The following is a 14,636-nucleotide window of genomic DNA, read 5'->3' on the forward strand; positions in this document are numbered from 1 at the left end:
AAAATTGACTCTATAGGGGGGGGTTTTTAAAATCGTTGGTACACAGTAGGTATGCTAGGGAATAATATAAATCCCAAAAAAGACAGAGTCCCTAAGGAAAAATGATCGTTTGCCCTGAGCATTCATGCCGTATTTGAATAGCAGCATACTATTTGATCAATTGGCCACACTGGTCGTGAAAGTTTATAAAGTTTAAATTCGCATCTATAAATTTTAGAAAAGAATATAACATCAGTTACATAAGTTGTTCCTCATCACGGAGGATAATTAAAGCTACTTAATGTACATAATAATTCCCTCAAAACAATCCCTAATTTGTCTTCTTGCTATAAAATTCATCCAGTTCGTCCATCTTTTAATTTCAAGTATTCATGAAATTTTAATGATTTTAGAATCGAAATTCTCATGCATTTGCGGGCACTGAAAAGAACAAAAAAAGATGTATCTCTTCATGATCCGATTGGGACCGATAATGAAGGGAATGAGATTACGCTCATTGATGTGCTGAAAGCGGAAACAGAAGATGTGGTGGATGCTATACAGATGAAAATGCAAAAAAAGAAAATTTATGATTATATTCATGTGCTTGATGAACGTGAGAAAGAAGTCATTGTCGGTCGTTTTGGCCTGGATATGAAAAAAGAGAAGACGCAAAGAGAAATCGCGAAAATGCTGGGTATTTCGAGGAGTTATGTATCAAGAATTGAAAAACGGGCATTGATGAAATTGTTTCACGAGTTTTACCGGAGCCGGCAACAGAGCCAGAAAGATCGGCAAAATCACTTCCTTGAAATTGGGGAGTACCCTTTTATTTTTGTAAGTGTAATGGTTGTTAACAACTTATTAATTTATAGCAAGATCTATTGCCTTTTTTATTTCAGTAAAGTCCTCCTGACAAGCACGTTATCTTGGGAAATGATCGAAATATTTTCAATTGTTGGTGAAAGGTAATTCCCTTCCAAAAATTGAAGGACGTCCAAAAGTTCACCATATCCATTGACTCTTATTGGCGGCATACAGATACTTACCCCTAAAATCAGTGCCAATATACTAAAAATATCTAGTGTATTTCTTATGTAATCTAACATCGTTTGAAATAAAATTCGAATCCAGGTGCACCGGTGTATTGGACTGTCGCAACCAAAGTTTATTGTCGTTGGTGTTTATTTTCTTCGCTTTGACGGATGATCTCGTCAACGACGTGATCGATCGGTGCGGTGGCGTCGATTATAATCCCGTTTTTGGGAATGCCTTCTTTCGTTTGATGCAAGCGCGCACTGATTTCCCGTTCCTCTGGTCTGCCACCCCAGTCAGTTGGGTCCAGTGCCACTCGCTCATCAATCCGCCGGAGACAGGTTTCCAAGTCGACCTCAAGGACAAACACGCCGTCGAAGAGATCGATGAATTTGGGGAAATTTCGCAAACCACCGCAGAAAAATGTTACCGCCTCATCCTGATTGGCGACCAATGCTATTACTTTATCTACATGCCAAATGTGGTGTTCGGGTTTAAAGCCATCCGTCGGGGTACCAGTTTCCGGATCGCCTTGATAAGCCAATTCACGGTCACCATGAATGGCATGGTAGCCGCGCCGCTGTAATTCGTTGCAGACCGTAGTTTTGCCGACGCCGGAAACGCCTCCAATCAGATAATTCCTAATGCCCATGATTAGACCCTCCATTCAACTGGCTAAGCATACTATATTAGATATGTCTATCTGTCGCTGAGCTGAACCGTTACTTCAATAAAGTTCAACAAAAAGAAGCGTTAATCCTTCTTAGATCAACGCACCCGTTAGCTTAGTATAATTCTTCAAACGTAAAAAATATGTGAGTTAACAGTCGCTTTTCTAATCTCCATTCATTACGGTCGAGAGCTATTCAAGAGGGGGCCCGTTGCTTGCGAAATATGTGGCACGTTGTGTAAAATATGAGGTTTAAATGCATACCGTAGGAATATTTCGTGTGGGTGCTAAATAATGATATATAAGTTTACCAATGAAGACAAAGACTCGTAGTAGCTGATAAATGTTTGCTCTTTTATGTCGTATCAAATCAAAGGGAAAATGTTTATATAAAAACAACTCAAATGTTGTTGTTTTTATTGTTTTATTTTGTTTTATCTTGTTTTAAATGTTTTAGAGATCCAATATCCCTTGTAAATAAAGGACTCTTTCAATCTATCTATCACTACTTTAGCGTAATTTATCACTATTTTAGCGTCAACCATCACGAAAGCAGCGCTTAATTATCACGAACATAGCGACAACTATCAATTAATTAGCGTTGTATCACTATTCTAGCGTGCTCATCCAAATTGACTTAAGATTCCTTTTTACATTAGGGTTTTTTATTATGTATCACTATTTCAGCGAAGTTATTATCACCAAATCAGCGACTACAGGGTTTACTTAATTATCACTTTATCAGCGTTAAAATAAGCGTTTTTTACATTTTTGTCTATAGTTTCTATATTTTTAAATATCACCAAATCAGCGTATCTCGTTTATATAATTATCACTAATTCAGCGAACTCTCAGAAAAACAAGATCACTTTAAATTATTTGTGTATCTATCACTAAACCAGCGTTAAATTTTGATCCCAAAACATCTAATTATCACTAAAACAGCGAAGGGAATAGGCTTAACTATCACTAAATCAGCGTATAAGTAGTAAATAAGTAGACTTTTCATTCAATATTGGCAGATATTTCTTTAAATAATCTATCACTTAATTTATAGTAGTGATAGAAGGCTGATTGGAGGTTCTTTTTAATGGTAGAAAGCACTGTAAAACGCGCTTTTAGTGATAGTTTGTCTTTATACGATACCCAAACTCAAGAGGTACGTGAGGCAGATAAACTAAGCGGCTATAATTGGGTTACCAAATCAAATGCTTTGATTGAAAAAACATATCAACTTTCAGTAATGGAACAAAAATTAATATTGACCCTGGCCAGCTTAGTCCAGCCATCAGACGAAGCATTTAGGCCATATCAAATTAAAGTATCGGACTTTGTTCATCTCCTTGGCCTCAAGTCAACGGGAAAGTATACAGAGATCAGGAAAATCGTTCAGGGATTGCAACAAAAGACTTTACCTATAAATACTGGCCAATCAACGTTGGATATTACCTGGTTGTCAAGCGCTGAGTATTTTCATGGTAAAGGATATGTCGAGCTTGAATTCAGTCCTAAATTAAAACCATACTTACTGCAGTTAAAACAAAAATTTACTACATACCAGTTGAAGAATATCATTCAGCTAAGATCATCATATTCCATACGAATTTATGAGCTATTAAAACAATATGAACCTCTCCGGCAGCGGTCTTTTACTCTGGAAGAACTTCGATCTTTGCTTGGAATAGAGCCGAACAAATATAAATTATTTGGCCACTTTAAGGATAAGGTGTTAAATGTAGCCAATAAGGAATTAGAGGAAAAAACCGATCTCCGTTTCGAGTATGAGGAAATAAAAGTTGGTCGTAAAGTATCATCCATTAAGTTTAGCATCTATAAAAACCAGGCGAAACACAAGGGGGTACAACTTTCGGGCGATTTAGAATTTGAAGCACGAATTCAAGAATCCTTAGAAAGAATGGGTCTATCTAAACCGGTTATAAAATCGTTAATAAGTGATTATGGTTATGAACAAATTGATAGAAATCTTGAATACAGTAAGAAAATCATTGAGAAGCGAAAAATTGAGAGTCCAATCGGATTTCTCGTTCAATCGATTAAAGATGACTATGCTAATAACCAAGTAAAAGAAGGCGTAGGCTTACCAAGCTATTTAAGTGAGCAGGTAAAAGAAGAAAAAATTAAAAAGATGGTACGCTTCAGCAACAAATTGATCTGCATTTATCCCGAGTACCAGGTCCAGTGGCCATTGAAGAACAGCTCCTACAAACAAGAGACTTATTTAATCAAATTTTTAAGAGTAGTAAGGATCCGGAATTAGCGGAACAACGGTTTAAGGAAGAAGCCATTCGCTGTTTTAGTGATATTATTCAAGATAAGGAAAAGTTGAATCTTCCGCAATTTAAAGAGGATGATTTTAGGGATAGTGAAATTAAAACGATATATGCTTCACTGTTAACTGTAAACGTATAACGCTGAAAGAGTGATATTTAAAAAGAGAGACATTGTATATACAATGTCTCTCTTTAGAATGATGAAATCAATTAGAAAAAAACCAGAAACGGTGGACATAATTGTTATTTTTCAGTCTAAACTCGCGACATACCTTTGTAACTACAATGCTTAAAAATGAGGTGACGCTAGCCGATGTAAAAGAATGGGTGAGACATTCCAATATCTCCACGACTAATCATAGAGCAGGTCTACAAGCGGAAAAGTTATGGCCGGCTTAAAAATGTGCAATTATTTCAGAACTAATGCTACTTCAGGAGCAGTATTTAAGGAGGTACATATGGAACTTACATTTGATATTCTTTATCAAAAGGTAAATAGCAAGATATCCTGGCGCTTACGTTGGAAAACAATTTATGTATGGTTCAGTATCTTTATTGTTATTTTTGATATGCTTTTTCTTGTCTTTCAAAGCAGAATTCCATATAAAACCACCTACATTTTCATTGGTATTTTGGCAATCCAGTTAGGAATCCTGTTGATTTGTCGATTGGCGGCTATTCGAACTAGCAAACAGATGGACTCAATCATTAATAATTATTTACGACAGCAGCTGGCACTTGCTGTTCATTTAACTCCAAGCAGAAAAGAGTTCTATGAAAGAACACTTGCCACAAGCAATGAAATAATCCTTCTGGATTTGCTTTATAAATACATAGAAGAAATTCCAGAAGAACTGTAAAAAACGAGGGGGTAATCATTTGGAGTTAGCACAAATCGATTTATTTGAAGTCATGGAAGAAACAGTAGAAGTTGAAGATACAACCGATCAAGTTGTCTCCCGGGTTGAAATAGGGGATGAGGTAAAAGTTATCTTACATAGTACGGATACAACAGAGGATCGTTGTTATAAAGAGGATTTCTTAAAGGGAAAAGGGAAAGTTGTTAAAAAAGAGAAAACTTCTCAAGGTAGAACGGTTTGTTATGTCTTATTTAACGGAAGAAATAGAGAAGCTGTAGTCTATGATACTGATTTATTAATCCTTTATTAACTATAAAGAGGTTCCTGATGGACGTGTTAATTTACTGTTAAGGAAGAAGGCATCAAGACGAAGAAAAAAGTTAAAAGAAAATCGATAATAGTTTTCAAAGTCATAATTGATTCTCTTTATCCTATTTAGTTCTTATAAATTTACAGCAAGATTATTTGAGCTTATAAAAACAACTAATTCAGCAGGTGCTGGAAAGTAGAGAGTGGTTTTATGGACATTTTGCAAAAGTTAGTCAAAAAGTTTGAGATTTTTGATGAAGATCCGCTGGAAATCCGGGAAAGACAATTTATACATAGTTATTATCCACGAGAAAGTTATATTAATTTTACTATACCTCTTAATTTTGATTACAAGCACAAATATGAATACATAAGCTTTGCTAGTATACAAGATTTTGGATATTACAATCCTGACACAGAAGAGCTCGACAAAACAATAAATGAGACAACCATTGAGGTAAACATTAAGGAAATCGAACATTTTAAATCTAATATTACTTTAAATTGCTTATTAACTGGAGAAGGCTATGACTTTGATGTTATGGATTTAGAGGATTTAATTATTAAACTGAATCTATTAGGAAAAACGTGGTTCTCAGAAATGGAATTATGGAAAGAGTTACTTTACTCATTCTATTATCTATATGAAAGAGAAAATTATCGTGCTTCTTTTGTTCAACTTTACTCTGCTTTAGAATCATATCTTGAACAAAAAGGCGCAAATGGAAACGATAAGGTCAAAGACAAATTGACTGCAGTAATAGGCAATCTCAAATCACAAAAAAGAAAATACAGAGACAAGTTTTATGAATTAAGAGATATAAGAAATACCTTGGCGCATGGATCCCAATATCACATAATTGAAGAGGATGTTAAAGAGCTATTTCACTTTTTTGAAGATACCTTCGAAATAGCAGAAAATTAACTATTCATTTAAGTCCCGCAGAACTAACGTATTAACTGGTTGCTCTTTGGGGCTTTTTTTATTTATTTCTCAAGCCCTGCAGGTTACTAGCTTTGTTTAAGGTGGTAAGTAAGTGGTTATAGTTGTTTTTAAGTTTTTGGTGTTCAAGTAAAAGGGATTGATATGCGATCTCTTGCTTTATCTCTTTTATTTTCATTTCCTCTAAAAAAGCCAAAACACTTTCCATTGTCATCCGCGGGTTTAATGCCCTTATAATGAAGCTTGAATTTAATGAAATAGGAAGTTTTTCGGTATTGCGGTGCCTCTTTTTCTTCTTTGCTCGTTTTATTTCTTCTATGTGCTCTTTACGTACCTTTGAATTCCATCTAAAACCTACTGCATTTGTTGTTCGTCCGACTTTTTCAGCTACTTCTTCAAAAGCTTTTAATTGGGTACTTCCTTTCTTTATATAATTTAAGACTACACTTGCTAATAGCCGATCTTCTTCATGGGACCATGATTCTTGTCTTTTCATAACACCCTCCTATTATAAAAAGAGTTCTTATTCCTCTATATGCGCCAAATAGTAAATTATGATTTATAATAAAAGAGCCGATTAGAAATCCCTTTCAGAAAGGGGTATGTATGGAAAGTATTTTATATAATATTGGTCGTTTGATTATGAATATTGCCTTGAACATTTGCTTAATCGCTAAGAACAATAAGAAATTGACGATATACTTTTTAGGATTCTTACTCGCAGTATGGATATTATCTTTTATTATTAATGCAGTTTTTTATCTGCTGCCGGTGATGTTTTTACTGGCTTTCTTCTATTTTAGGAAGCGGCCATAATAGCATAATCACCAATTGATGGAAAATACGAGTTTGTGTTATATTTAGTTTAACAACCATATATTGAACGGAAGGGATGCCCCTCATTGCGTAGCTTTGCTATGTGGTGAGGGGTTTTTCTAATGGGCAAAACGAAAGGAAGAGCATAGTGAATAAAATTATGATCATAGAAGATAACCTGTTATTCATGGATGGTTTAAAGAGAATTTTAGAACTCGAGCTAGGATATCGTGTAGCAGCCTATAGTAGCGAACAGATTAATGATATAGCGGAGAGAAAGGACCATTCAAATTTATTGAGAGAACGGCCACAGCTCATAATCATGGATTCACAGTTAAGAATCGGATCGTCGTTATCTTTAGTTGAACTTTTTAAAAAGAAGCTACCGGAGTGTAAGTTATTGGTGTTATCTTCAGTTGAAAAAGATGGGGAGTTTCGGCGTTTTTTTCAAGCCGGTGTGGATGGCTACTTATTTAAAGATATTATGACTGAAGAATTAATAAACGGTATCAATGCGATTTTTAACCAGAAGAGTTTCTTTCATCATAAAGTAGCCCATTATCTCATTCAAGATTATCGGCAGCTGCTTGATCAATCTCCCCAAGTAGTAAAACCCATAGCTGGTAATCGACACAATCTAAGCAAAAGAGAATTTGAGGTGTTGGAGTTATTAGTCAAAGGCAAAAGCAATAAATCCATCTCTGAGCAGTTATTTCTAAGTGAGAAAACCGTAAAGAACCATGTATCTAAAATTCTATTGAAATTAAAAGTAGGGGATCGAACCAATGCTGTGTTATTCGCTATTAAAGAAAAAATGGTTTCCATTTAATAAAGGGGAAATCCGATGAAAAATATCATGCTAAAGGCATCACCACTTATTTTATCATTAGCTTTACTAACCGGTTGTGGCAGCGGAGGAGATATTGAAGAGTCAATGGCTGTCCAGCTAGAAAATAATCAAAAAATGACTGAGCAATTTTCCAAATATCAAGATGGTTTAAAAGAGTCGGTGTTACATCCTGAAAAACAAGAAGATGTGGAATTTTGGCTGGTTGAGCCTAAGGAGAAGTTAGACACTTCAACCGTAATATCAGTAATCGATGGTGATACTTTTAAAATTGGCTCTGTTAAAGGTTAATGTTGATATTTTATAGAAAAAACGGAACTTCCATAAAACTGGAAGTTCCGTTAGTTTTATTGTCTTATTGAACTAACGCACCCTTTAGCTTAACAAGTAAAACTCATTATCTTTCGACTATTTTGTTCTCTGTTCCATTTAGAATTCTCTTTATATTTTGTCGATGAAGAATAATTATTGATACGCTTATTAATAGAGAAAGTGCTATGATAACTTTATCTTCAAATATTAGACTGTAAATGAATAATGATATACAAGCCAACATTGAACTTAGTGATACAAACTTAGTAAATATCATAGTTAACACAAATACAACAAAACCAACAAAAACGCCTAAAGGCGTCAAAAATAAGAAAACTCCAGTTGCTGTCGCAACAGCTTTTCCACCTTTAAAACTAGCAAATACAGAAAATATGTGTCCTAATATGGCTAATAAACCACATACAATAGGGTTAACCGTAGAACTAAGTATTATCGGAAGTAAACAAGCAAGTGTACCTTTTAATATATCAGCAATTGCAACAATTACTCCTGCTTTTATGCCTAAAACTCTATAAGCATTAGTTGCACCAAGATTAGCACTACCATAATTACGAATATCCTTCTTATAAAACATTTTACCGACTATTAAAACAAATGAAATTGAACCTATTAAATAACTTAAAATTAGAGTTAAAATGTTCAAAGTAGTATTGTCTCCTCAATTAGTTTGTTATTATAAGTATTTCTCTTTGTTGTTTATTTTTTCCTTCAATCCTTCTCGCATTAAACTGCCCCGTTAATTGATTAAAGAAATAACCTTTATACAGGGGCGGAATTTATGAAAAAGACCATTGCAATAATTGGAGGATCTCAAAAGACTACATTTGAAAAAATGGCTAAGCGTCAGAATTGTAATATGATGTTCCATACCGGCAAGGTAAGGAATGGAGCCAGCAAGAAAGCTTTCAGAGCCATTGTAAAAAAATCAGATTGTGTAGTAATTCTTCTTGGTGCAATTGGACATGTTACCATGGATGTAGTGAAAGTGCTTTGTAAAGAATACCAGACACCAGTAGCCTATCATAGTGGAATGGGTGCGAGCGGCGCCATTGAGCTCGCTCTTCCATATGTTCAGCGGAAAAAGGATAATGTAGCAGCTTAAATTAATTGATACTTATTACCTAAAATGGGTTACAAAGGAAAAATACATATGATATACTCATTTTAGTTAAATATTGAAAAGGGAACGCTCCCAAACCTACGTACAAGATACGTGGATTTGGGAGCGTTCTTTTTTTTGTCATCATCACTGGAGGGATTGAAAAGATGAAAAAAATGAAACCATGGGTAAAAATGACGATCGGTTTTACCATTATGTTTGCTGTTATAGGTTTTGTGGTTGCCTGGGACCTATTTATCAAGGATGAGATTGATTCTGTAGAAGTAGTAGTTGCTGCCAAAGACATTCCTTTGAAAGAGACAATTACGAAGGACATGCTAGGAGTCGAGAAGAGAAACAAAGGAACAGTAGTGAAGGGGACAGTACTTGCTAAAGATATGAACAAAATCATTGGCCAGTCACCTAAAAGCTCTATCCTTTCTAACTCTATAATGTCTACAGAAGAAATTGATTACGACAACCTGGTTCCCAATCCTGATAAAGGGGAAGCAATACGACCTATCCCTCAAGAATGGATTTACGCTAAGCCAGGCTCCTTAAGAAGAAAAGACAGAATTGATATCTACCTATGGCCGATTGAACAGAAAAATGAACTAGTAAAGAAAGCAAAGGGCAAAAATGCACCGGTTGTATCTCCTGTTCTATCAGAAATGGACCCGGATACTAAGGACGGTAAGAAAGCATTGCTTCAAAATGTACCCGTACTATATGCCAAAGATAATTCCAACAAAGAAGTAGTAAATACTGAAGGCAATCCTGAAGACCGATTAAATGGTTCAGCAATTATCAGTGAGCTTGAAGTGAACCTAAATCAAGATGACTTTGATTCCCTTATTCAAGTAGCAAAAGCCGGCTACAAATTATATATCACATACAACTAAGGCGAGAGGAGGGGTATCAATGCAAATCGCTTTATTCTCAGAAAACGAAAGTATGCGAGTGCTATTAAGTAATGAAGAAAAAATAACTAATGTAATAACAGTATCTAATTTGGAAAAGGAAATTCATTGTGATGCTCTATTACTTATTGGAGATGTAGTTCCTTTTAATGAATTAAAAAGTTATAGAGACAAGTTTCCTGATAAAAAAATCCTTTATAAAATCTATGGTATCTCTGATTCTCCAATGATTGAAAACATCACAACCGTTTGTGAAACCTATGATATTTACCCTTTAGCAGAGCTGCTTACGGACGAACAAGTGGTAAAAGATACGGTTAAGCATTTGTTCGGTGATCCAGATAAAAAGGCAGGAAACGTTATTGCTTTCTTCGGGACTCATTCTGGATCGGGTGTTTCTACCACAACAATGAACGTCGGAAAGGTATTATCTCAGTCAGTAAATGATAGAGTTCTTGTACTTTCCCTCAATGTGTGGGATCCCGCTGATTACTTCTTGCCATATGAAGGAAAGTATTTGGATGATATCCGTATTGAATTGAAAGATGATGGTCTATTTACAGAAGAAAGTCTCATGGAAGCGGTACATAAATATGATGACAATTTTTATCATCTAGCTGGGAACCGAAACATTAAACTACAGCGGTTTTATAAAGTCGGTGAGTTCTCCAGGCTCATCGAGCTTGCGAGAATGGTATTTGATGTAGTGCTGATTGATGGAGGTTCGCATTTTGATAATGCGGCATATGCACAATCTTTTAGAGCAGCTAACTATAAGTTCTTGGTAACAACGCAAGAAGAAAAAGGATATAAAAACTACTTTCCATACGTGTATAACCAGCTGATAAAGCCGCTCAGTAAGTCAAAAAGTGAATATATGTTATTGATTAATCGTTATGAAAGTGACCTTTCTTTGATTAAGGAAAGAGAATTGTCTGAAGAGCTGGGCATGAGTCTACTTACCTCAATTCCTAATAAGCAGATCTTTGGCAACATTGCTGTTACTCAGAAGAAGCTGCTCGTGGATTTGGTTGAAGGAGATTATAAGGAATCCATAAAACTTATTGTAAATTCCATCATAAATCGAATGAAAATGAATGTTAAATCAGGAATTGACACTGATATTAAAAGAAAAAAACTTTTTGGATTAATCCCAGTTAAATAAAGGTGGTGGTTGGGATGGAAACATTAAAAGAAAAGCAAATCCTGCCGGAAAAACCGTTTGATCCCTCAGAGTGGCTAAGTTCTCATGGTGTAAAAAGTGACACATCAACCATTAACTTATCGAGTAAGAGGAATTTTAAAGAGCTATGTAGTGTGGTAAAGGCGGACCTGGATAAGAAGGTAGAAGGATTTAACGGTAAGGAACAGGAAGATTGGCTTCAAAAACAACATAAAGCCATTATTGGTGATTTATCTTCTGTACAATATTTTGTTAACCAAATTGAACAAACTTTAAGGGACCGAAACGTTTCTTCGACCGATTATCCCGATTATTATAATAGCTTGTCTGAAGCTATTTTCCATGAGGTATGGGGAAGAGGTATTCTTCAGAAATGGTATCACTACCCTGAAAGTGAAGCTGCTTGTATTATCGGCACAGAACTTTGGTTGGATATAGATGGTCAATTTATCCGACAACAGGAACGATTTGAATCTATTGATAAAGTTAAAGAAATTCGACGGGCGTTTACCATGCGTGATGAGAATGCTGTCCTAAACAGCCAGAATCCAGAATTGGAAATTGAGCATGAAGATGGTTCTAGGATCACCATCATTATTAAACCTCGTGGGAAACAGGAATACATCATGTTCCGGCGTTTTACAGTTAAAAACTTCTCGTTAGAGCAGCAAGCTGAATTTCAGACCATTGCTAAAGAGGATGTTCCTATTTTTAGAGCGTTATCAAGAACGATGCCTAATATCGTTGTTGCTGGACGTGTCCGATCAGCTAAATCGACCTTTCTTAAGACATTAATTCAAGAAAGAAAGACAGAGCTTGTAATAGCCTCACTAGAGAAACACTTTGAGTTGAGCTTGAAAAAACACATGCCTGAGCGGATGATTTTTGAAATACAAGTCAGTGAAGGGGACCTTCATAAAGCAACGCCTCGGCTACTTCGTATGGAACATGACTTTCTTGTAATTGGGGAGTGCCGTTCTTTGGAATGGGAAGCGGCTCTCTTGGCTTGTGAACGCGGTGAAAGAGGAATGCTTACCACCTATCACATTACTGACCGGCACGCGATTGTTAATCAGATTTCCCGCCACTTACTTGATGAATTTCCTCAAAGGCGTCCAAACATGGAGATTGAACGCGTGGCCAGGAATATTGATTTAATTATTCACATGTCAACGGACCGCGACAGAAGAAAGAAAAGAGTAGTAGGTGTAACAGAAGTGGGTTGGGACGATGAGTTGAAGAAGACGATTACCCAGGATTTAATCCTATGGGATAAACGTACTCAAAAATACTATTACTCTTCAAACATCTCAGAAAGACTGTTTCATCTTATGGAAGAAGAAGACCAGTATGAGGCACTAAGATTAATTAGTTTGTTAAAAGATCGAGAAAAGAATTCACCGCTGTCAGCGATTGAAAAGGGTTAAGGGCCATGACGATTACTGTTTGGATTATTGATAAAGGCATAGGATATTTCCTGTATTTTTTGGTTATTATGACTGCATTTTTTTTCATACGGCCACTTGTTGAGAGCCCGATAAGAGGTACTGCTGCACAAATCCAATACAGAGTAAGGTTACGGAAAATGAAAGCTGAGCAGCAGCTTAAATTGGCTGAGAATAGAGAAGGCTTCATAAAGCATCTACATATGTTGCTAAGCACTATAACAAAAGATAGTAGAAAAGACTACACCCTATCTTTTATCTTACTAACCAGTGTGCTTTTCTTATTCACCTTGTTGGTAATGATCGTTAACTTGAAAGATATCGTATTTTCGCTCGTTATTGGTACCTTTGTGGCCAGTTTGCCTTATCTTATCCTCTTAATTCGCTTGAGAAATATAAGGACGAATGTAGGTAATGATTTAACCCCAGTCGTGCAAATGCTGATCCAAAATTACACCGCCAGTAACTATGACGTTTATAGAGCGCTCTTTCTTACAACACAGCAGATTGACAATAAAGTATTAAAAAAAGTGTTTGTTCGGTTGATTTCAGATATGCAGATTAGCCGTGGAGAAGAAGAAATCAGAGAAGCTGTAAAATTGTTCATCTATACTTGCGGAAATAACTGGTCAAAACGGTTAGGGAACATTGTGCAAAAGGCATACCTTTTCGATGAAAGGATTACTCGAGCACTATTAACGCTTGGAAAACAGATGGAAGACAATGAGGAAATGCTAGAAGAGGAATTAAGCTCTGCTACAGATACCATAATGAATGGCTGGATAACCGGTCCGCTATTTATTGCTTCCCTCTTCCTTTGTAAGTATGTATCTAAGCCGTATGATTACTTATCCTTACAATTTGAAAATAAATGGGCTTTGTTACTTTTTATCTTAAGTTTGAGCTTCACTATAGCATCTGTCGTTATTACGCTCTTGCTTCGAAGCCCTAAAAACGATCTTTAAAGGAGGGGAAGGATGGAGTTTACTACATTTTTTAAGTGGCTGGATGAAATCATATATATTCTTGCAATTATAGGTGGCTGTGTGGCGGGGTACTTCATTTATTCTGGCCTGTCTACACGAGAAGAACGGATTAGATATCGGATGAGGATTCGTCAGGGGGTAGTTAAGCAAAAGGAAAAATACATCCTGGATGCAAGTAATTCCTTAGAAGAGCAGTTATTGAAACAAGCGGGTCACCCATTGAAAATAAATGGACTACGATATCGTGTAATCCGGATCTTAACCCTTGTAATCATAGCCATCAACTATACGATTCTTCCTTTCTTCTCCACGGGCAGCTTTAATATTGCTTCTTTATTAATTGTTTTGGCCTTTTTTGTTTTAACTGAACCGAAATTAAAGTTTTCTCTATTTAGTATTATCCTAAACAAGGTTATTGAATATCGACAAGCCAAAAGAAACTCTGAAATATTCCAGCTACATGATTTGCTAATTAGTGAGATCGATATGATGACCAACAACCGAGTTAACACTTATAACATACTGAAAAATCTTTATCCATACTTTACAAGTATAAAAGGGGAGTTTACCAGGATCCTTATGAACTGGAAGAATGATCCGGATGAAGCGCTAGAAGTTTTTTCAAAGGAAATTGATACCAAAGAGGCTAAAGCGTTAGTTTCTGTATTAAAGAAACTCGATGATAATGAACAATCTGTTGCCATTGAAGCACTTCGTTCACATGCGGATCTTTTTGCAAAATCACAGATTGAGAATTACAGGAGAAGAAAGAAGCTGTTCTTAGATATTGGAGGAATCCCCATTAGAGCTGCTCACTTTTTTATCATCTTAAATTTCTTAAGTATCGTGGTTTACATGGTTCTCAATATCTTTAGTACAACAAGGAGTCTATAAAGAGTAATCATTGGAGGTGGTGATGC

Annotated in this window: 15 protein-coding genes and 1 pseudogene; 13 read left to right on the forward strand and 3 right to left on the reverse strand. The window is 35.8% G+C overall.

The window, feature by feature from the left end; genetic code table 11:
* Positions 1–396 precede the first annotated feature (396 nt).
* A pseudogene (locus tag LCY76_RS23665) lies at positions 397–768 on the forward strand (sigma-70 family RNA polymerase sigma factor); the annotation flags it as partial.
* A 379-nt stretch (positions 769–1,147) separates the two neighbouring features.
* Here LCY76_RS23665 and LCY76_RS23670 read toward each other — a convergent pair.
* Positions 1,148–1,666 (reverse strand): AAA family ATPase, encoded by a 519-nt coding sequence (locus LCY76_RS23670; protein ID WP_248254945.1) that lies wholly within the window; start codon positions 1,664–1,666, stop codon positions 1,148–1,150.
* A 1,108-nt stretch (positions 1,667–2,774) separates the two neighbouring features.
* Here LCY76_RS23670 and LCY76_RS23675 point away from each other — a divergent pair.
* The 4 genes from LCY76_RS23675 to LCY76_RS23690 all read left to right on the forward strand — a co-directional run bounded on the left by LCY76_RS23675 (position 2,775) and on the right by LCY76_RS23690 (position 6,069).
* On the forward strand, positions 2,775–3,962 hold the full coding sequence (locus LCY76_RS23675; RefSeq protein ID WP_248254946.1) for a replication initiation protein: 1,188 nt from the start codon (positions 2,775–2,777) through the stop codon (positions 3,960–3,962).
* A 471-nt stretch (positions 3,963–4,433) separates the two neighbouring features.
* Positions 4,434–4,835, forward strand: a complete 402-nt coding sequence (locus LCY76_RS23680) for a hypothetical protein (RefSeq protein WP_248254947.1) — start codon at positions 4,434–4,436, stop codon at positions 4,833–4,835.
* Positions 4,836–4,854: 19 nt separating this feature from the next.
* Positions 4,855–5,145 (forward strand): hypothetical protein, encoded by a 291-nt coding sequence (locus LCY76_RS23685; RefSeq protein ID WP_248254948.1) that lies wholly within the window; start codon positions 4,855–4,857, stop codon positions 5,143–5,145.
* 210 nt (positions 5,146–5,355) lie between these two features.
* Positions 5,356–6,069 (forward strand): DUF4145 domain-containing protein, encoded by a 714-nt coding sequence (locus LCY76_RS23690; RefSeq protein ID WP_248254949.1) that lies wholly within the window; start codon positions 5,356–5,358, stop codon positions 6,067–6,069.
* A gap of 58 nt (positions 6,070–6,127) precedes the next feature.
* On the opposite strand, the gene LCY76_RS23695 is transcribed toward LCY76_RS23690, so the two are convergent.
* Positions 6,128–6,583: a hypothetical protein gene (locus LCY76_RS23695; protein WP_248254950.1), complete on the reverse strand. Its 456-nt coding sequence runs from the start codon at positions 6,581–6,583 to the stop codon at positions 6,128–6,130.
* Between the two features lie 468 nt (positions 6,584–7,051).
* Here LCY76_RS23695 and LCY76_RS23700 point away from each other — a divergent pair, with 468 nt between their 5' ends.
* Both LCY76_RS23700 and LCY76_RS23705 read left to right on the forward strand, forming a co-directional pair.
* Positions 7,052–7,732 carry a LuxR C-terminal-related transcriptional regulator gene (locus LCY76_RS23700; RefSeq protein WP_248254951.1) on the forward strand — a complete coding sequence of 227 codons (681 nt, stop codon included), beginning with the start codon at positions 7,052–7,054 and terminating at the stop codon, positions 7,730–7,732.
* 15 nt (positions 7,733–7,747) lie between these two features.
* Positions 7,748–8,041: a hypothetical protein gene (locus LCY76_RS23705; RefSeq protein WP_248254952.1), complete on the forward strand. Its 294-nt coding sequence runs from the start codon at positions 7,748–7,750 to the stop codon at positions 8,039–8,041.
* Between the two features lie 106 nt (positions 8,042–8,147).
* On the opposite strand, the gene plsY is transcribed toward LCY76_RS23705, so the two are convergent.
* Positions 8,148–8,726 carry a glycerol-3-phosphate 1-O-acyltransferase PlsY gene (plsY, locus tag LCY76_RS23710; RefSeq protein ID WP_248254953.1) on the reverse strand — a complete coding sequence of 193 codons (579 nt, stop codon included), beginning with the start codon at positions 8,724–8,726 and terminating at the stop codon, positions 8,148–8,150.
* Positions 8,727–8,861: 135 nt separating this feature from the next.
* Between plsY and LCY76_RS23715 the strand changes: the two genes are divergently transcribed.
* The 6 genes from LCY76_RS23715 to LCY76_RS23740 all read left to right on the forward strand — a co-directional run bounded on the left by LCY76_RS23715 (position 8,862) and on the right by LCY76_RS23740 (position 14,610).
* Positions 8,862–9,185 (forward strand): DUF2325 domain-containing protein, encoded by a 324-nt coding sequence (locus tag LCY76_RS23715; protein ID WP_248254954.1) that lies wholly within the window; start codon positions 8,862–8,864, stop codon positions 9,183–9,185.
* A gap of 164 nt (positions 9,186–9,349) precedes the next feature.
* On the forward strand, positions 9,350–10,084 hold the full coding sequence (locus tag LCY76_RS23720) for an SAF domain-containing protein (protein ID WP_248254955.1): 735 nt from the start codon (positions 9,350–9,352) through the stop codon (positions 10,082–10,084).
* A 19-nt stretch (positions 10,085–10,103) separates the two neighbouring features.
* A complete protein-coding gene (locus tag LCY76_RS23725; protein WP_248254956.1) occupies positions 10,104–11,267 on the forward strand; it encodes a CpaE/TadZ family protein in 1,164 nt (387 codons plus the stop codon).
* A gap of 14 nt (positions 11,268–11,281) precedes the next feature.
* Positions 11,282–12,712 carry an ATPase, T2SS/T4P/T4SS family gene (locus LCY76_RS23730; RefSeq protein WP_248254957.1) on the forward strand — a complete coding sequence of 477 codons (1,431 nt, stop codon included), beginning with the start codon at positions 11,282–11,284 and terminating at the stop codon, positions 12,710–12,712.
* A 5-nt stretch (positions 12,713–12,717) separates the two neighbouring features.
* Positions 12,718–13,695, forward strand: coding sequence for a hypothetical protein (locus tag LCY76_RS23735; protein ID WP_248254958.1), 978 nt, complete (start codon positions 12,718–12,720; stop codon positions 13,693–13,695).
* 12 nt (positions 13,696–13,707) lie between these two features.
* The gene (locus tag LCY76_RS23740; RefSeq protein ID WP_248254959.1) at positions 13,708–14,610 is read left to right on the forward strand and encodes a hypothetical protein; all 903 of its coding nucleotides are present in this window, start codon (positions 13,708–13,710) and stop codon (positions 14,608–14,610) included.
* Positions 14,611–14,636 lie beyond the last annotated feature (26 nt).

Origin of the sequence: Fictibacillus marinisediminis (assembly GCF_023149135.1) — a bacterium.
Taxonomy (GTDB): Bacteria; Bacillota; Bacilli; order Bacillales; family Fictibacillaceae; genus Fictibacillus_C; species Fictibacillus_C marinisediminis.